16 protein-coding genes are annotated in these 16,900 nt (G+C 65.4%); 9 read left to right on the top strand and 7 right to left on the bottom strand.

Features of this window, described 5'->3' with window-relative positions:
* Nucleotides 1-41: 41 nt before the first annotated feature.
* From BDOA9_RS04680 to BDOA9_RS04665, 4 genes are all read right to left on the bottom strand, one after another.
* On the bottom strand, nucleotides 42-290 hold the full coding sequence (locus tag BDOA9_RS04680) for a hypothetical protein (RefSeq protein WP_025032794.1): 249 nt from the start codon (nucleotides 288-290) through the stop codon (nucleotides 42-44).
* A 152-nt stretch (nucleotides 291-442) separates the two neighbouring features.
* Nucleotides 443-817 carry an Hpt domain-containing protein gene (locus BDOA9_RS04675; RefSeq protein WP_025032793.1) on the bottom strand — a complete coding sequence of 125 codons (375 nt, stop codon included), beginning with the start codon at nucleotides 815-817 and terminating at the stop codon, nucleotides 443-445.
* Nucleotides 818-973: 156 nt separating this feature from the next.
* Nucleotides 974-1,672, bottom strand: coding sequence for a Crp/Fnr family transcriptional regulator (locus BDOA9_RS04670; protein WP_025032792.1), 699 nt, complete (start codon nucleotides 1,670-1,672; stop codon nucleotides 974-976).
* Nucleotides 1,673-1,856: 184 nt separating this feature from the next.
* The gene (locus BDOA9_RS04665; protein WP_025032791.1) at nucleotides 1,857-2,567 is read right to left on the bottom strand and encodes a Crp/Fnr family transcriptional regulator; all 711 of its coding nucleotides are present in this window, start codon (nucleotides 2,565-2,567) and stop codon (nucleotides 1,857-1,859) included.
* Nucleotides 2,568-2,889: 322 nt separating this feature from the next.
* Between BDOA9_RS04665 and BDOA9_RS04660 the strand changes: the two genes are divergently transcribed.
* The 7 genes from BDOA9_RS04660 (at nucleotide 2,890) to BDOA9_RS04630 (ending at nucleotide 9,428) form a co-directional block, all read left to right on the top strand.
* Entirely contained in the window at nucleotides 2,890-3,372 is a 483-nt protein-coding gene (locus tag BDOA9_RS04660; RefSeq protein ID WP_025032790.1) for a response regulator, read from the top strand.
* Nucleotides 3,373-3,798: 426 nt separating this feature from the next.
* The gene (locus BDOA9_RS04655) at nucleotides 3,799-6,612 is read left to right on the top strand and encodes a hybrid sensor histidine kinase/response regulator (protein ID WP_025032789.1); all 2,814 of its coding nucleotides are present in this window, start codon (nucleotides 3,799-3,801) and stop codon (nucleotides 6,610-6,612) included.
* A 24-nt stretch (nucleotides 6,613-6,636) separates the two neighbouring features.
* Nucleotides 6,637-7,110, top strand: a complete 474-nt coding sequence (locus BDOA9_RS04650; RefSeq protein ID WP_025032788.1) for a chemotaxis protein CheW — start codon at nucleotides 6,637-6,639, stop codon at nucleotides 7,108-7,110.
* A 31-nt stretch (nucleotides 7,111-7,141) separates the two neighbouring features.
* On the top strand, nucleotides 7,142-7,528 hold the full coding sequence (locus BDOA9_RS04645; RefSeq protein ID WP_018321619.1) for a response regulator: 387 nt from the start codon (nucleotides 7,142-7,144) through the stop codon (nucleotides 7,526-7,528).
* A 61-nt stretch (nucleotides 7,529-7,589) separates the two neighbouring features.
* Nucleotides 7,590-8,468, top strand: a complete 879-nt coding sequence (locus tag BDOA9_RS04640; RefSeq protein WP_025032787.1) for a CheR family methyltransferase — start codon at nucleotides 7,590-7,592, stop codon at nucleotides 8,466-8,468.
* A 2-nt stretch (nucleotides 8,469-8,470) separates the two neighbouring features.
* On the top strand, nucleotides 8,471-8,788 hold the full coding sequence (locus BDOA9_RS04635) for a hypothetical protein (protein ID WP_025032786.1): 318 nt from the start codon (nucleotides 8,471-8,473) through the stop codon (nucleotides 8,786-8,788).
* A gap of 136 nt (nucleotides 8,789-8,924) precedes the next feature.
* Entirely contained in the window at nucleotides 8,925-9,428 is a 504-nt protein-coding gene (locus BDOA9_RS04630) for a response regulator (RefSeq protein WP_025032785.1), read from the top strand.
* Between the two features lie 121 nt (nucleotides 9,429-9,549).
* Here the strand turns inward: BDOA9_RS04630 and BDOA9_RS04625 are convergent, their stop codons facing one another.
* Complete coding sequence (locus BDOA9_RS04625) at nucleotides 9,550-9,852, bottom strand: hypothetical protein (protein ID WP_025032784.1); 303 nt, start codon at nucleotides 9,850-9,852, stop codon at nucleotides 9,550-9,552.
* Between the two features lie 148 nt (nucleotides 9,853-10,000).
* Here BDOA9_RS04625 and BDOA9_RS04620 point away from each other — a divergent pair, with 148 nt between their 5' ends.
* Nucleotides 10,001-10,636: a response regulator transcription factor gene (locus BDOA9_RS04620; protein ID WP_025032783.1), complete on the top strand. Its 636-nt coding sequence runs from the start codon at nucleotides 10,001-10,003 to the stop codon at nucleotides 10,634-10,636.
* Between the two features lie 161 nt (nucleotides 10,637-10,797).
* Here BDOA9_RS04620 and BDOA9_RS04615 read toward each other — a convergent pair whose 3' ends face one another.
* Both BDOA9_RS04615 and BDOA9_RS04610 read right to left on the bottom strand, forming a co-directional pair.
* The gene (locus BDOA9_RS04615) at nucleotides 10,798-14,331 is read right to left on the bottom strand and encodes a PAS domain S-box protein (protein WP_244521451.1); all 3,534 of its coding nucleotides are present in this window, start codon (nucleotides 14,329-14,331) and stop codon (nucleotides 10,798-10,800) included.
* Nucleotides 14,332-14,398: 67 nt separating this feature from the next.
* Nucleotides 14,399-14,818, bottom strand: coding sequence for a response regulator (locus BDOA9_RS04610; protein WP_025032781.1), 420 nt, complete (start codon nucleotides 14,816-14,818; stop codon nucleotides 14,399-14,401).
* Nucleotides 14,819-15,071: 253 nt separating this feature from the next.
* Here BDOA9_RS04610 and araD point away from each other — a divergent pair, with 253 nt between their 5' ends.
* The gene (araD, locus tag BDOA9_RS04605; protein WP_025032780.1) at nucleotides 15,072-16,808 is read left to right on the top strand and encodes an L-arabinonate dehydratase; all 1,737 of its coding nucleotides are present in this window, start codon (nucleotides 15,072-15,074) and stop codon (nucleotides 16,806-16,808) included.
* The last annotated feature ends 92 nt before the right edge of the window (nucleotides 16,809-16,900 follow it).

Below are 16,900 nucleotides of genomic sequence, written 5' to 3'. Positions count from 1 at the left end.
GATGCCGAAATCCATCTCGAAAGATTGGAAATCCGTGGCGCTCAGAAGTAGTCTTCGGCGAACGGACGCGCGCGCGAGGCGGGACGCAGCGGCTTGATCTCTTCCTTCGGCGCGCTCGGAACGATCGTGATGGTCCAGCGGGGAGGCATGCTCGATTCCTGCTCCAGCACCGAGCGCACGAAACCGGTCACGGTCGACCCGCCGGCCTTCACCGTCGCCATCCGGCCGTTGAACTGTGCGATCCGGAAGCGACGAACCTCCTTCTGGTCTGCGGTCTCGTAGGTGAACATGGAAAACCCTCCTGGTTTTCCGGGACTATCGCCAGCTATGATTAGCCATCTGTGAAAATCGCAAGCCGTAGAAGTACGGCGGGAATGCACGTGCGGGTAGTTCGGAGGGTTTTCCACGCGAAGTAGCGCGACGAGGGAGCGTCAGAAGCGAGCTAGCCTTGCGGCTCCTGCGCATGCGCGGCGGCGTAGGCCGCGTCCATCAAGTCCAGTAGCGCGTGGAATTCGCCGGCGCCGAGGCTCTCCGCGGTTTTCTCCAGCCGCAGCGCCAACGCCGCGAGCCTGAGATAGCCGAACGTACCGGCCGCGCTCTTCAACGAATGCGCTTCGCGCGCGATCCTGGCGTGGTGCCGCGCAGGCGAGAGCGTGCGGAGCAATTGCAGGCGCGCGCAGGTATCGCTCCAGAACACGATACGCACTTCGCCGGCGCCGTCCTCGCCGATCTCGCGTACCAGCGCTTCGTACGCGCTCGGCTCGCGCGCGGGTTCGGCATCGAGCGCCTTCGCAGGCGCGACGGTGACGTCAAACATGGCCTTGTCTGCCTTGATCACGGTTCGTTGCCGCGCGGCACGTTGCCGCGCGAGGCATGTCGCGTGTCTATGGCATTCGAATTTCAGTTCCGGTAGCGGGATGGCCGGTGTTTGCAGAGCGGCATTAGCCCCCGGTTTACCAAGCGACCGCGGCGTTCAGGGCGAGCCGAGCAGACGGTCGTACTGGCCCTTCACGGCGGCGTAGCATTCGCACGCCGTCTGGCGCAGCCCGTCCAGGTTGGTGATCTGGATGTGTCCGCGGCTGTAGTGGATGAAATTGGCCTGCTGCAGGGAGTTGGCGACCAGCGACACGCTGTTGCGCCGGGCCCCGATCATCTGCGCCATGGTCTCCTGGGTCAGCAGCAGACGCGACTCGCCCGACAGGTCATGAGTGTGCAGCAGGCAGCGCGACAGCCGCGACTCCACCGGATGGGCGGCGTTGCAGCCCGCGGTCTGCTGGACCTGGGCGTAGATCGCCAGCCCGTGGCGCGTGAGCTGCGTGCGCAGGGCGCTGCTCTGGTCGGCGGCCATGCGCAGGCGGTCCAGATCCACCACGGAGGCGACGCCTGGAACCAGCACGATGGCGGTGTTCAACGCACACGCATCGCCCACGATGGCAAGCGTTCCGAGCAGGCTGCCACGGCCGATCATGGCGACTTGCACATGCTCGCCTTTGGCCAGTTCAACCACCAGCGAGATGACACCGCGGTGAGGAAAGTAGGCGCGCCTGAGCGTCTCGCCGGTCTCGACCAGCACCGCTCCGTGGGGCAGGTCCACAGTTCGCAGGTGCGGGCGGATCAACTCATAATCGTCTGCCGACAATGCGGACAGGAAACCGTTGGACGGACGCGCCATGTTTTCCAAAGCTGCCTCCCCCGGACCTTGCACTGGGAATCGCAACGCGCGCATTCGCGCCGAGCGCGGGTAAGTTCCATCATCTTCGCGGTGGGATATATTGGCAATTGAGACAAGTTGTCCGGCCTGGCGATGCGTCGATGCTGCGTGCACGTCGTCATACGGATGCTGCATCGCGCCCCCATCACGCCACCGCTCCCATCAGGCGCAGGTGATGCGCCTTCACTGCCGAATAGCAGCCGCAGGATGTCGTCAGCAGCGCGTGCGGATCGACGATCTCGATCTGGCCACGGCTGTAGCGGATGATGCCGGCCCGCTGCAGCGCATGCGCGACCAGCGAGATTGCGTTGCGGCGGACGCCGATCATCTGCGCCAGCGCCTCCTGGGTCAGCGGTAGGATCGGGCCGTCGGACAGGTCGTGGGCGCGGAGCAGCCAGCGCGCGAGCCGCGCCTCGACCGGATGCGACGTATTGCAGAGCAGCGATTGCTGCGCATGCGCGAGCATGACCTGCTCGTGGCGGACCATCAGCTTGCGAAACCGCGTGCTTGACGCCGCGATCGCGCGGAAAACCCCGATTTCGAGTGCGGAAGCAACTCCCGGGAACAGCACAACCGCGTCCATCGGCGAGATGCCGTCGGCAAGTGCCGCACCGGTTCCCACGACGCTGTCGCGGCCCAGCAGCGCAATTTCAATTGTCTGTCCTTCGGACAGGCTCACTCTGATCGAAACGGATCCAGCGTGCGGGAAGTAGACATGTCTCGGTGCAATGCCGACCTCGCCCACGACAGATTTGCTGACCATTTCGACCGTCGCGAGATGCGGACGCAGCAAATCGAAATCCGCCGCGTCGAGCAGTTGCAGCAGCTGGTTGGGCGGTGGGCCGCTCACGATCATGCAGGTCAATCCGGCGAGTACGATGGACTTTGGGCGCGCCCAGTTGCGCGGCGCGCAAATACTAATCTAAAGGTTGTGTCGTCGTCCATATACCCGTTGGAGGGCAGACAGGTTGTCTCATTTGCGGCGGAATTAAGAGGCGCACACTGATTCGCTGACGAGGCGGCCGCCCTGCAACGCGTGAGCGGGGATAAGCGGCAAGGGGGCCTCAGGAGCTGGAAGGCATTGCATCCGCGCTGGCCATCGGGCCGGTTCGCGTCGCCTCGTCCGCTTCCGCAAACGACGTTCGTTTCCACTCGCATCGAAACCGAAGGAGAAAGGCGTGCCCCACGGTTCAATCGTTGAATCGCCGAAACGGGAAGCTCAACTGGGGCGAGAGGATCTGCGCCATATTCTCGTCGTCGACGATGACCCGATGGTGTGCATGGCCATCGAGGTCTACCTCCAACGCAACAATTTTCGGGTGACGATCGCCGAGGGCGGCGAAGCCGGACTGCGCGCGCTCGAGCATATGCACTTCGATCTGATGATCATCGACATCTTCATGCCGCACATGCGCGGGTTCGAATCGATCCGGATCTTCCACGAGCAGGCGCCGGTGATTCCGCTGATCGCGATGTCCGGCTACGCTTTCGCAAACCTGAACTCGCCGGCGCCCGACTTCCTGCGGATGGCGCTGGAGCTCGGCGCCGCGCGTTGTCTGCGCAAGCCGTTCACGCCGCATGCGCTGCTGGCCGCCATCAACGATTGCCTGGCAGAGCATCGCCCCCGCTCCGACATTGCGACGGCCGCGCAGCTCGGTTAGCGCCGCGCGAGCCGCTTCGGCCGCGCTGTAACCTTTCGTTTACCTCAAGCGTGGACCGCGCAAATCGCGGCAACGCCCAAGAGCACGCGCGGCGAGAGCGCGGCCGGTTGCGGGCGGCTCGCCCCAGCTGGCTGCGGGGCGGCGCTATCGTTCCTCGCAAGCAGGACTTTCCCACGCGCCTCGTCCCGCAATTATCGGCTCGTTTACCGCGCGGCTGCCTCCGCCGCAGCGCGGAGGCGGTTTTTCCGAAAAACGCAGCTGCATGCAGCAGAACCGCAAACTTCTCTTTAATATCCGTAGTAGCACGGAGGATGAAATTAACGGGACTGTGAAAGGGGATGTCTAACGATCCAGGATAGGGCGTCCGTCCGTGCCAAAGGTAGCTCGGACGTCGCGTTTGCGGCCCAAGTCAGTAAGGCGTAGCTCATGGATGATCTGTTGCGGGAGTTTCTGACGGAGACCAGCGAGAGCCTGGACACCGTGGACAATCAGCTGGTGAAGTTCGAGCAGGAGCCGAACAACGCCAAGATCCTGGATAACATCTTCCGCCTGGTCCACACCATCAAGGGCACCTGCGGCTTCCTGGGTTTGCCGCGGCTTGAAGCGCTGGCGCATGCCGGCGAGACCTTGATGGGCAAATTCCGTGACGGCATGCCCGTCACTGCCGAGGCGGTGACGGTGATCCTGTCCTCGATCGACCGCATCAAGGAGATCCTCGCAGGGCTGGAGGCGACCGAGGCCGAGCCTGAGGGCAACGACCGCGATCTCATCGACAAGCTGGAGGCGATGGTCGAGCAGGGCATGGCCGCAATGTCAGCGTCGGCTTCGCCGATCGCGTCCGGCTCGGCGCAGCCGATGCCGAGCGGCGCTGCTCCCGTTGCCGACGCCCCGCCGCTGGTGCCGGAAGCCCCGGCTGCTGCACCCGCCAAGGAGATGACCACGGGCTCGCTGATCGAGCAGACCCTGGAGCGTCCGTTGCGCCCGGGCGAGGTCTCGCTCGACGAGCTCGAGCGCGCCTTCCGCGAGACCGCGATCGAAGCGCCCGTGCCCGCCGCCAAGGCCGAGGCTGCGCCTGCGCCCGCCGCCGAAGCGCCGGCCGCGAAGGAAGCCAAGGCGCCCAAGGAGAAGGCCGCGCCGAAGAAGTCGATCGCCGACGAGAGCGCCGGCGAAGGTGCCAGCATCGCCAACCAGTCGATCCGCGTCAACGTGGATACGCTGGAGCACCTGATGACCATGGTCTCCGAGCTGGTCCTGACCCGCAACCAGCTGCTGGAGATCTCCCGCCGCAACGAGGACACCGAGTTCAAGGTGCCGCTGCAGCGCCTCTCCAACGTCACCGCCGAGCTGCAGGAGGGCGTCATGAAGACGCGCATGCAGCCGATCGGCAATGCCTGGCAGAAGCTGCCCCGCATCGTCCGCGACCTCTCATCCGAACTCGGCAAGCAGATCGAGCTCGAGATGCACGGCGCCGACACCGAGCTCGACCGCCAGGTGCTCGACCTGATCAAGGACCCGCTCACCCACATGGTGCGCAACTCCGCCGATCATGGCCTTGAGACCCCCGCCGAGCGCCTCGCCAACGGCAAGGGCGAGCAGGGCACCATCCGCCTGTCCGCCTATCACGAGGGCGGCCACATCATCATCTGCATCGCCGACAACGGAAGAGGCCTCAACACCGAGAAGATCAAGGCCAAGGCGATCTCCTCCGGTCTCGTCACCGAGGCCGAGCTCGAGAAGATGAGCGAAGCCCAGATCCACAAGTTCATCTTCGCGCCGGGCTTCTCGACCGCGGCCGCCATCACCTCGGTCTCGGGCCGCGGCGTCGGCATGGACGTGGTGCGCACCAATATCGACCAGATCGGCGGCACCATCGACATCAAGAGCGTGGCCGGCGAGGGCTCCTCCGTCACCATCAAGATCCCGCTGACGCTCGCCATCGTCTCCGCCCTGATCGTCGAAGCCGCCGGCGACCGCTTTGCGATCCCGCAGCTCTCGGTGGTGGAATTGGTGCGGGCCCGCGCCAACTCCGAGCACCGCATCGAGCGCATCAAGGACACCGCCGTCCTCAGGCTCCGCAACAAGCTCTTGCCGCTGATCCATCTGAAGAAGCTGCTCAAGATCGACGACGGCGCGGCCTCCGATCCCGAGAACGGCTTCATCGTGGTCACGCAAGTGGGCAGCCAGACCTTCGGCATCGTCGTGGATGGTGTCTTCCATACGGAAGAGATTGTCGTGAAGCCGATGTCGACGAAGCTGCGTCACATCGACATGTTCTCCGGCAACACCATCCTGGGCGATGGCGCGGTGATCATGATCATCGACCCCAACGGCATTGCCAAGGCGCTCGGCGCCGCCGGCTCCTCGGCCCATGACATGGGCGACGAGAACGGCGCGCACCACATCGGCTCCGGCGAGCAGACCACCTCGCTCCTCGTCTTCCGCGCCGGCTCCTCGCAGCCCAAGGCGGTCCCGCTCGGCCTCGTCACCCGCCTGGAAGAGCTGCCCGCCGACAAGATCGAGTTCTCCAACGGCCGCTACATGGTGCAGTACCGCGAGCAGCTGATGCCGCTGGTCGCCATGGAAGGCGTCACCATCGCCAGCCAGGGCGCCCAGCCGATCCTGGTGTTCGCCGACGACGGCCGCTCCATGGGCCTCGTCGTCGACGAGATCATCGACATCGTCGAGGAGCGCCTCAACATCGAGGTCGGCGGCTCCTCCTCCGGCATTCTCGGCTCGGCCGTGATCAAGGGCCAGGCCACCGAGGTGATCGACGTCGGTCACTTCCTGCCGATGGCGTTCGCCGACTGGTTCACCCGCAAGGAGATGAAGCCGTCGCTGCACTCGCAATCGGTGCTGCTGGTCGACGACTCGGCCTTCTTCCGCAACATGCTGGCGCCGGTGCTCAAGGCCGCCGGCTACCGCGTCCGCACCGCGCCGACCGCGCAGGAGGGCCTCGCCGCACTGCGCGCCCAGACCTTCGACGTGATCCTGACCGACATCGAGATGCCCGACATGAACGGGTTCGAGTTTGCCGAGACGATCCGCTCCGACAACAACCTGGCTGCGACGCCGATCATCGGCCTGTCGGCGCTGGTGTCGCCGGCGGCGATCGAGCGCGGCCGCCAGGCCGGCTTCCACGATTATGTCGCCAAGTTCGACCGTCCCGGTCTGATCGCGGCGCTGAAGGAGCAGACCGCGGGCGCCGCCGGCGCCTCCGAGCTGAGCCGGGCAGCGGCGTAACCAGCGGGATCAGGAGATACGCTTATGGCCAACAAGATGCAGACCACCGAAGGCGCCATGGTCGAATACGTCACCGCGATGATCGGCGGCCAGCTGTTCGGCCTGCCGATCTCCCGCGTCCAGGACGTGTTCATGCCCGAGCGCGTCACCCGCGTGCCCTTGTCCTCGCGCGAGATCGCGGGCGTGCTCAATCTGCGCGGCCGCATCGTCACCGTGGTCGACATGCGCGCCCGTCTCGGCCTGCCGCAGCCCGAGGACGGCAAGCTGCCGATGGCGGTCGGCGTCGACCTCCGCGGCGAATCCTACGGCCTCCTGATCGACCAGATCGGCGAGGTGCTGCGCCTGCCCGAGGACGGCAAGGAAGAGAACCCCGTCAACCTCGATCCCCGCATGGCCAAGCTCGCCGGCGGTGTCCACCGCCTCGACGGCCAGCTCATGGTCGTCCTCGACGTCGACCGCGTCCTCGAGCTCGAAACCAAGACGCAAATGGCCGCCTGAGCCAACGAAACATCGAAGCCGGAGAACCGAAATGAAGACTTGTTTGGTGGTCGATGATTCCAGCGTGGTGCGCAAGATCGCGCGCCGGATCCTGGAAGGTCTGGAGTTCGAGGTCACCGAGGCCGAGGACGGCTCGAAGGCACTCGAGATTTGCCAGCGGCAGCTGCCCGACGCGGTGCTGCTCGACTGGAACATGCCGGTCATGGACGGCTTCGAGTTCATGGGCCATATGCGCCGCCTGCCCGGCGGCGACCAGCCCAAGGTGGTGTTCTGCACCACCGAGAACAACGTGGCTCATATCGCTCAGGCGCTCAGCGGCGGCGCCAACGAGTACATCATGAAGCCCTTCGACAAAGACATCATCGCCGACAAGTTCGCTGAAGTTGGTTTGATCCCGGTCGGACAAGCCATGGTCTGAGTGTGTCTGGCCCAAAGTGCTTGGGCCAGAGTGTTCCAGTACAGCTTTCGAGAGGCCATCCGTGACCCCGACCGAGTATGAGTATCTGCGTAAGTTCCTGAAGGATAATTCCGGTCTCGACCTGTCCGCAGACAAGCAATATCTGATCGAAAGCCGCCTGCTGCCGTTGGCCCGCAAGGCCGGGCTGTCCGGCATCGCCGAGCTCGTGCAGAAGCTGCAAGGCGGCTCGCGCCAGCTGATGACCGACGTCGTCGAAGCCATGACCACCAACGAGACCTTCTTTTTCCGCGACAAGGTCCCGTTCGATCATTTCCGCGACCACATCATGCCGGAGATCATCAAGGCGCGCGCGGCCAAGCGCAGCGTGCGCATCTGGTGTGCCGCCGGCTCGACCGGGCAGGAGCCCTATTCGCTGGCGATGTCCCTGAAGGAGATGGGCGCGGCCCTCACCGGCTGGCGCGTCGAGATCATCGCGACAGACCTGTCGCAAGAGGTGCTGGAGAAGGCCAGGGCCGGCATCTACAGCCAGTTCGAGGTGCAGCGCGGCCTGCCGATCCAGATGCTGGTGAAATATTTCAAGCAGACCGGCGAGACCTGGCAGATCAATCCCGAATTGCGGGCGATGATCCAGCACCGCCAGCTCAACCTGCTGCACGATTTCGCCCAGCTCGGCACCTTCGACGTCATCTTCTGCCGCAACGTGCTGATCTATTTCGATCAGGACACCAAGATCAACATCTTCAACCGCCTGGCGCGCCAGATCGAGCCCGACGGCTTCCTGGTGCTCGGCGCCGCCGAAACCGTGGTTGGACTGACAGACACGTTCCGGCCGATTCCGGAGCGGCGCGGCCTCTACAAGCCGAACGATCCGCGCGCGGCGGTGGCCAAGCCGGTTCTCGCCGGTGCGGCGCCGCGCATGGCGGTGGTGGCGGGACGATAATCATGACCGAGGAGGGCAAGGGCGCGGAGCGCGTGACCTTCAGTCGTGGTTATGATGTCTGCATCATGGCCATCGACGGCACCTGGCGGCGCGACTGCAAGCTCAACGCGATCTCGGATACCGACGCCGTTCTCACGGTGGAGGGCTCGATTCAGGGCTTGAACCTGAAAGAGTTCTTCCTGCTGCTGTCGTCCACGGGTCTCGCCTATCGTCGCTGCGAGCTGGTCCGCGTCAACGGCGCCGAAATGGACATCCAGTTCCTGCGCGGCAAGAACCGGAAGAAGCGCGGTGCGGCCGGCGGCCACGACGCCGCAGCCTGATCTCGCCGCCGCTACGCTTTCCGACACCTTGCTTCACAATTGCTGAAGACTTCCCGGTCAATTGCTCGCAGCAGCTTTACGCGGCTTAAGCGCGCGCCGTGCAATCCATTGACGCTCTCAATCTCAGGACACGGCAATGCCCAGAAGTTCTCTTTCCCCCATCTCGTCAAACCTGCCCGACGGCACTGAACGGCGCGCGCTTCAGCTCCTGGTGGTCGACGACGACGCCACGCAGCGCAGCCTGATCACGGTCGCGGCCAAGCAGGCCGGCCACGAGGTCACCGTGGCGCCATCCGTGGCGGACGCAATCGAGAAGCTGCGCGCCGCGCGCTTCGACTGCGTGACCCTCGACCTCGTGCTCGAGGATGGCGACGGCGTCGACGTGCTGCGCGAGATGGCAAGCGCGAAGTTCGCAGGCTCCGTGATCGTCATCAGCGGCATGGACGGCAAGCGCCGCAGCGCCGCCCGCAGCTTCGCCCGTTCCGTCGGGATCGAGCTCCAGAGCCTTCCGAAGCCGCTGGATCTCGCGGCGCTGCGCATCAGCCTCGCCAATCTCGGCAAGATCGCGATGGGCCTTCCGGCGATTCATACCTGGGGTGGTGTCGCCACCGACGCAATCGTGGAACGGCACCGCGCCTAGAGCGCGATGCGGTTTGGGTGACCCGTCATCGCGCTTTAGGTCATTGTTCGAGCATGATCTTTTCGGAAAATCGCTACACACTTTTCCGGGTCATGCTCTGACTTGCGGAGCCGCCATGCGGTCAGGCGCGGCCGCCTGCCGCGTTGCCGGATTCCGATAGGCATTGCAGGGCGTGGCTGAGGCCCGCCCGGCAGGCATTGAGGGCCGCGCTCGCGCTGGCATAGCGGGGCGTGACGTCGTCGAGCACGACGACATCTGCGGAACCTTCGGGATCGCTGCCGTGTTCATGGTCCATGGCTGCGGCGATCCGGCGCATGCTGGTCTCGATCTGTGTGATCAGCAAACGAAGGTCCGCCGCAATCAGCTCACGGCTCGCGATCTCGGGCGTTGCGACGGGAGGCGGCGTGTCGGCCAAATTTAGCATGGATATTCTCCGTCCACTGCAATTAGGCGCCATGCCGCTACTTGTGCGTTAAGTCCATGTCCCGTACAAATACGGTGGGCCGAATCCGCGCCGAGCGCCATAACGATTGGCGCGGACGCGAGTCCTTCATGCCAACCGGATGTGGCACATGGCCGAACAAAGCTCTCGCGGTGAAATCTTCGTGGTCGATGACGACCCTGCCGTTCGCGACACCTTGTCGATGGTGTTGAAGGCGGCGGGCTATGAGGTGATCTGTTTCGCCGACGGTGCAGCGCTGCTTTCCGTCGCACGAAACCGCACACCGGCTGCAATCCTGCTCGACGTGCATATTCCCGGAAAGTCGGGTCTCGACATCCTGAAGGAGCTGCACGGCGAGGACTATCCGGCGCCGATCTTCATGATCTCCGGGCAGGGCGACATCGCGATGGCGGTGGGCGCGATCAAGAGCGGAGCCCTCGACTTCATCGAGAAGCCGTTCCGCGGCAGCGAAATCGTCGGCCGCCTCGACGAGGCGATCGGCGCCTATGCACGCCGGCAGGCGGAGAACGCGTCGCCGAAATTCGGCTCGCTGCATTTCCCCGGCCGCGAGCCGCTGACGCGCAGGGAGCGCGAGGTGCTCGAGCAGTTCGCCGCCGGTGCCTCCAACAAGGAGGCCGGCCGCACGCTCGGTATCAGCCCGCGCACCATCGAGGACCACCGCGCCAACATCATGAAGAAGCTCGGCGCGCGCAATGCCGCCGACCTGATCCGCATCGTGATGACCGCGGCCCAGCGCGCCTCGTAAGGCCGCTTGGCAATCCTCGCTCGTGCCCCGGACGCAGCGCATCATGCAATGATGCGCCGCTGAGCCGGGTCCATCTCTCCAATTCCGCCGCAGGCAGTCTGGGTCCCGGCCCTGCGTCGCAGCGCTCACGGCGCTGCGCCTTGTCCGGGACACGAGAGCGATCACCCGCTCAGCGCCTTGCGGATGATCCGCGCCAGATCCGATTTGCGGTAGGGCTTGGCGAGCAACATCACGCCGGAATCCAGCCGGCCGTGATGGATGATCGCGTTCTCGGTATAGCCTGACGTGTAGACCACCTTGAGATCCGGGCGCGTCTTCATCACCTCGTCCGCGAGCTGCCGTCCGTTCATCTTGCCGGACATGATGACGTCGGTGAACAGAAGGTCGAACGGCTTGCCGGCGGCGACGATCGCGAGCGCCTCCGCGGCGTCCGCGGCCTGCAGCGTGACGTAGCCCAGCGAATGCAGCTGCGCCAGCACGTAGTTCCGCACCAGCCGGTCGTCCTCGACCACCAGGATGGTCTCGTGTCCGCCCTCGATCGCGGCCGGCGTCACACCCTCGCCGCTCGCCGTCGGCGTCTGGCCGGGCGGCAGATACATCTTGATCGTGGTGCCGTGGCCCTCCTCGCTGTAGATCTTGATGTGACCTGCGGACTGCTTGATGAAGCCGTAGACCATCGAAAGCCCGAGCCCGGTGCCCTTACCCGGTCCTTTCGAGGTGAAGAAGGGGTCGAATACCCTGGGCAGCATGTGCGCGGGGATGCCGGTACCGGTGTCGCTCACCGCGATCAGCACATAGTGCCCCGGCGGCACGTCGTTGGCGCCGGCATAGACCTCGTCGAGATAGGCGGCGCCGGTCTCCAGGATCAGCTTGCCGCCGCCGGGCATGGCGTCGCGGGCATTGAGCGCGAGGTTGAGGATCGCGGTGGTGAGCTGGTTCGGATCGACGATCGCGACGCAATTCTCGCCCTCGAACACCGATTCGATCTGGATCTGCTCGCCGAGCGTCGGACGCAACAATTTCGCGGTGTCCACGATCAGTGAGTTGATGTCGATCTCGCGCGGCTGGAGCGGCTGCTTGCGTGCGAAGGCGAGCAGGTGCTGGGTCAGGTCGGCGCCGCGCGCGGCGGCCTCGTCGATCATCTTCGTGATCGCCGCGAGCTGCGGCTCCTTGGCGACCGCCTCCGCGAGGATCTCGATCGTACCGGTGATGACGGTGAGAATGTTGTTGAAGTCATGCGCTACGCCGCCGGTCAGCTGGCCGACGGCCTCCATCTTCTCGGCATGGCGAATGCGCTCCTCGGCGGCGATCTTGTCGGTGAGGTCGCGGTAGAAGACGTTGAACAGCAGGCCCTCGCGCCGCTTCAGCGCGGTGACGCTGAGCTCGGCCTTGAATTCCTTGCCGTCGCGGCGGCGGCACATCAGCTCGCGGCGGCGGTTCAGCATCCGGCCGTCCTCGTTGGCCAGGAATTGCCTCAGGCCCGCCCTCACTCTCTCGCGTTCGTCCTCGGCGACGATGAGGTCGATGGTGCTCTTGCCGAGCACTTCGTCGCGGCGCCAGCCGAACAGCTGCTCGGCCTGCGAGTTCCAGTTCAGGATACTTCCGGTCTCGTCGGTCTGGACGAAGGCGTCGAGCGCGGTCTCGACGATGTTGCGGGCGAGCCGCTCGCTCTCGCGCAGCGATTCCTGCGCGAGCCGCGCTTCGGTCATGTCGCGCCCGACGAAGAAGAAGCGATGCGCCTGCTCGGACCAGCTGCCGAGCCAGGACAGCCAGACCTCGTGCCCGTTCTTGTGGATGCAGCGGGTGTCGGCCAGCTTGACGCGCTCGCCGCGGCGCATCGCCCGCATCTCGGCCCGGGCCTGCTCCAGATGACCGGGATGGATGAAGTCGGCGCCGCTGCGGCCGATCATCTCGTCCGGCCGATAGCCGAGAATGGTCTCGCTGCTCGGGCTGATCTGCGCGACATGGGCCCGCGCATCCATGATCATGATCAGGTCCTGCGACGTCTCGAAGATCTGACGCCGCTCCTCGAGCTGGTGCTGCAGCGCCCGCTCGGCGCGGCGCGCCTCGGTCAGGCTGCGCGCGCTTCCCGAGGCGCCGATGACCTCGCCCGACGGTCCCTTGATCGGTGACAGGCCGAGCGAAATCTCGACCGGCGTGCCGTCCTTGCGCAGGCGGACCGTCTCGAAGCGTTCGATCGGCTCGCCCCGCGCGATCCGCCGCAGATAGTCCTTGCCGTGCTCGCGGCGGTCGGGTGGGACAATGATCGACGTGGGCTTGCCGATCGCCTCCTCCGCCGTATAGCCGTAAAGGCGTTCGGCGGCCGGATTCCAGCCCGTGATGATGGCATCGAGCGTCTGCATGACGATCGCATCGTCGGACGATTCCACCGCGGCACTGAACAGGCTCTCGCGCGCCGCGTGATGGCTTCGCGCGGCTTCGGTTCGGCGATGCTCCTCGATCTCGCGTTCGAGCGCGGCTGTTTTCGCGCGCATCTCCTCCACCATCCGCGCAAAGGCCCGCGCCAGCACGCCGGTTTCGCCGCTGGCATCGACGGGGATGTCCGCCGGACGTCCGCTGCCGATGGCCTGCACCGCCTCCGTCAGGCGCCCGATCGGGCGGGTCAACGAGCGCGCCAGCAGCACAGCGAGCGCAGCCGCGGCGAGAACGGCCAGCACGCCGACGAGCAGGGACGTTTTTTGAATGGCGGCCGGCACGCGGCCGAAGACGGAGGGGGGAACGGTCACGACGATGGCGACCCATTCCTTGCTCGCAAGCGATATCGGCGCGAATGCCGCGCCGCTGGTCCGGCCCGACTCGTCGGCCGTGACCCGCGTGGCCACGTCGGAGGTGCCGACCAGCGCTGCGAAGAACGGAAAGTCCTTGCGCCAATCGGTCGGATGGTCCCGCGATGACCCGAACTCCCGCGCCCGGTCGGGATGGACGAGATAGTCGCCGCGTGCGTTCACGACGTAGATATCTCCTCCCGACGTGGCAGTGGAGCGGACCCGGTCGAGTGCCGGGCGCATGTCGATATTGGCCACGATGATGCCGAACGGCTTGTCGTCGGCCGTGAACAGCGGCATCGCGACCCGCAGAGTCGGCGCGTGAGGCGCCGTCGTGCCCCCCTGCCGGGTCGCGAGCTCGATGGGAGACACGTAAATCTCGCCGGGACCGAGCCGTATGGTTTCCTGAAAATAGGCTCGGTCGCTCTTGCGCTCCAGCTCGCTGTCCGGGGCGATCCGGGCTGCTCCGTTCGGGCCCGAGCGATCGACGTGGACCAGTTCGCGCTGGTCGTTGTCGGCGCCGATGATCCTGAACTGCCCATAGATGGGCTTGGCATCGATCTCGGCCGCGAGCCGTGCCGCGATACGCTCGCGCCAGGTTTGCTCCGAGACGCCGTCCGCAGGATCGATCCCTCCGCCGGCATGGGCGCGCATCAGGCCGTTGATCGCCGCTGCGGCGCGATAGCCGACCAGATCGCCGCGCACCCCGGCAACGTAGGATTCAAGGTTGGTCGCGAGCAGGCGCGATTGGGCTTCGACCCGCTCCAGCACGCGCGGAATGACGGCCTGTGTGGTGTTGCGATAGCCGAGCCATCCGACTGCGGCCACGGTGACCGCCACCAGCAGGATCATCGCGATGGCCAGCCGCGTGGCCAGCGTCGTCGCTGCTGTCATGGGCAGTTTCGTCATGGGCAGTTTCGTCGGATCTCCCGTAGTGCTGCGCCATTTCTGGCTTGCAGCAGAGGAGGTGGCCTTGTCATCGGCGGCCGGAGCGGACATCGGGCCCCTCCGGCTCGTGGGCCTCCAGGCAATCTGCGACCACGGCAAGCAGTGCATCGGGCCGGAACGGCTTTTGCAGGCTCGCCACCGCGCCGAGCTTGGTTCCCATCTTCAGGAAGTCCGGCTCCGCATAGGCATCCGGCGCGCTCGAACGGCCGGAGATGACGACGATCGGAACGGCCGGGGCCAGCACCCGGATGTGACGCATGGTCTCCAGTCCGTCCATGCCGGGCATGAAGATGTCCAGAAACAGCAGGTCGAAGCGGCTGGCCTGGAACAGCGCCAACCCCTTGCGGCCATCCCCGGCGACCGTCACGTGATGACCAGCCCGTTCCAGCAGCAGCCGGATGGTGGACTGGACGGCCGGATCGTCATCCACGATCAGGATGTTGGCCACGCCTGAAATCCTCCGGGCCGCACGGAACGTTCCAGCGGCCGCAAATCAAGCCAATGAACTCGAAATTGTTGCGCGGATTCCCGTCTGCCGGCAAGCACTTCGGCCCGAGCTGCAGATTTATTGCGCTGCACCGCAGGGTACTCACGCCTGAGTGCATAGCAGAGGTCCGCCATCCGCCAGCCCAGCGCCTTGCCGCGGGATGGATTGCCTGTGAGAAGAGCAGAGCCAAGCCTCCGGACGGACAAGGAATGAGATGACCAGGACGAAAACGCCCGACCAGCTCCGCAGCGCGCGTTGGTTCGCGCCCGACGACCTGCGCTCGTTCGGCCACCGCTCCCGCGCCATGCAAATGGGCTACGCGCCGGAGGAGTGGAAGGACCGTCCGATCATTGCGATCCTCAACACCTGGTCGGATGCGCAGCCCTGTCACATGCATTTCAAGTCGCGCGTCGACGACGTCAAGCGCGGTATCCTGATGGCCGGCGGCCTGCCGCTGGAGCTGCCGGCGCTGTCGCTGTCGGAATCGCTGCTGAAGCCGACCACCATGCTCTATCGCAACCTGCTGGCGATGGACGCCGAGGAATTGCTCCGCAGCCACCCCGTCGACGGCGTGGTGCTGATGGGCGGCTGCGACAAGACCACCCCGGCGCTGCTGCTGGGCGCGACCTCGATGAACATTCCGGCGATCTATCTGCCGGCAGGCCCGATGTTGCGCGGCAATTGGAAGGGCAAGACGCTCGGCTCCGGCTCCGACGGCTGGAAATATTGGGACGAGCGCCGCGCGGGGAAGATCTCCGACAAGGACTGGCTCGACATCGAAGCCGGCATCGCCCGCAGCTACGGTACCTGCATGACCATGGGCACGGCCTCGACCATGACGGCGATTGCCGAAGCCATCGGCATGACGCTGCCGGGCGCCTCCTCGATTCCGGCCGCCGACGCCAACCACATCCGCATGGCCAGTGAATGCGGCCGGCGCATCGTCGAGATGGTGTGGGAGGATCTGACGCCGAAGGTGATCCAGACCCGCAAGGCCTTCGAGAATGCCATTGCGGTCGCCATGGCGATGGGGTGTTCCACCAACGCCATCATCCATCTGATCGCGCAGGCCCGCCGCGCGGGCCAGGACATCGGCCTCGACGATTTCGAGACGGCCAGCCGCAAGGTGCCCGTCATCGCCAACGTCCGCCCGAGCGGCGATACGTACCTGATGGAGGACTTCTTCTATGCCGGCGGCCTGCCGGCGCTGATGGGCCAGATCAAGCCGCATCTGCATCTCGACTGCATCACCGTCACCGGAAAGACGGTGGCTGAGAACATCGCGGGCGCCGAGGTCTACAATGCCGACGTGATCCGCGGCATCGACGATCCCATCTACAAGGAGGGCGCGCTCGCCGTGCTCAAGGGCAATCTCGCGCCCGACGGCTGCGTCATCAAGCCCTCAGCCTGCGCGCCGCGCTTTCTCAAGCACACCGGACCTGCGCTGGTGTTCGACGATTATCCCGCGATGAAGAAGGCGGTCGACGATCCCGATCTCGACGTCACCGAGGATCACATCCTCATCTTGCGTAATGCCGGTCCGCAAGGTGGTCCCGGCATGCCGGAATGGGGCATGCTGCCGATCCCCACAAAACTCGTGAAGCAGGGCGTGCGCGACATGGTGCGCATCTCGGATGCGCGCATGAGCGGCACCAGCTACGGCGCCTGCATCCTGCACGTTTCGCCGGAATCGTATGTCGGCGGCCCGCTGGCGCTGGTGCAGAACGGCGATCGCATCACGCTCGATGTCGCCGCGCGCACCATCAATCTCGATGTCTCGGAAGCCGAGCTCGCAAAGCGCCGCGCCGCCTGGAAGCAGCCCGAGCGCCGCTTCGAGCGCGGCTATGGCTGGATGTTCACCAGGCACATCAAGCAGGCCAATGACGGCTGCGATTTCGATTTCCTCGAGACCGATTTCGGAGCGCCGATCGGCGAGCCGTCGATTTATTAACCCTTGTCATTCCGGGGCGCGCCGCTTGGCGCGAGCCCGGAATCCATCGTGCAGCGGTGTGTGTCGCCCGATGGATTCCGGGTTCGGCTTCG

Source organism: Bradyrhizobium sp. DOA9, from assembly GCF_000617845.2.
GTDB lineage: Bacteria > Pseudomonadota > Alphaproteobacteria > Rhizobiales > Xanthobacteraceae > Bradyrhizobium.
This window is presented reverse-complemented; position numbering and strand designations above follow the sequence as displayed.

Bases quoted from the DNA above. Each gene is read 5' to 3' on its own strand.
- BDOA9_RS04680 (WP_025032794.1), bottom strand. From the start codon at position 290: ATGTTCACCTACGAGACCGCAGACCAGAAGGAGGTTCGTCGCTTCCGG.
- BDOA9_RS04675 (WP_025032793.1), bottom strand. From the start codon at position 817: ATGTTTGACGTCACCGTCGCGCCTGCGAAGGCGCTCGATGCCGAACCC.
- BDOA9_RS04670 (WP_025032792.1), bottom strand. From the start codon at position 1,672: ATGGCGCGTCCGTCCAACGGTTTCCTGTCCGCATTGTCGGCAGACGAT.
- BDOA9_RS04665 (WP_025032791.1), bottom strand. From the start codon at position 2,567: ATGATCGTGAGCGGCCCACCGCCCAACCAGCTGCTGCAACTGCTCGAC.
- BDOA9_RS04655 (WP_025032789.1), top strand. From the start codon at position 3,799: ATGGATGATCTGTTGCGGGAGTTTCTGACGGAGACCAGCGAGAGCCTG.
- BDOA9_RS04650 (WP_025032788.1), top strand. From the start codon at position 6,637: ATGGCCAACAAGATGCAGACCACCGAAGGCGCCATGGTCGAATACGTC.
- BDOA9_RS04645 (WP_018321619.1), top strand. From the start codon at position 7,142: ATGAAGACTTGTTTGGTGGTCGATGATTCCAGCGTGGTGCGCAAGATC.
- BDOA9_RS04635 (WP_025032786.1), top strand. From the start codon at position 8,471: ATGACCGAGGAGGGCAAGGGCGCGGAGCGCGTGACCTTCAGTCGTGGT.
- BDOA9_RS04630 (WP_025032785.1), top strand. From the start codon at position 8,925: ATGCCCAGAAGTTCTCTTTCCCCCATCTCGTCAAACCTGCCCGACGGC.
- BDOA9_RS04625 (WP_025032784.1), bottom strand. From the start codon at position 9,852: ATGCTAAATTTGGCCGACACGCCGCCTCCCGTCGCAACGCCCGAGATC.
- BDOA9_RS04620 (WP_025032783.1), top strand. From the start codon at position 10,001: ATGGCCGAACAAAGCTCTCGCGGTGAAATCTTCGTGGTCGATGACGAC.
- BDOA9_RS04615 (WP_244521451.1), bottom strand. From the start codon at position 14,331: ATGACGAAACTGCCCATGACAGCAGCGACGACGCTGGCCACGCGGCTG.
- araD (WP_025032780.1), top strand. From the start codon at position 15,072: ATGACCAGGACGAAAACGCCCGACCAGCTCCGCAGCGCGCGTTGGTTC.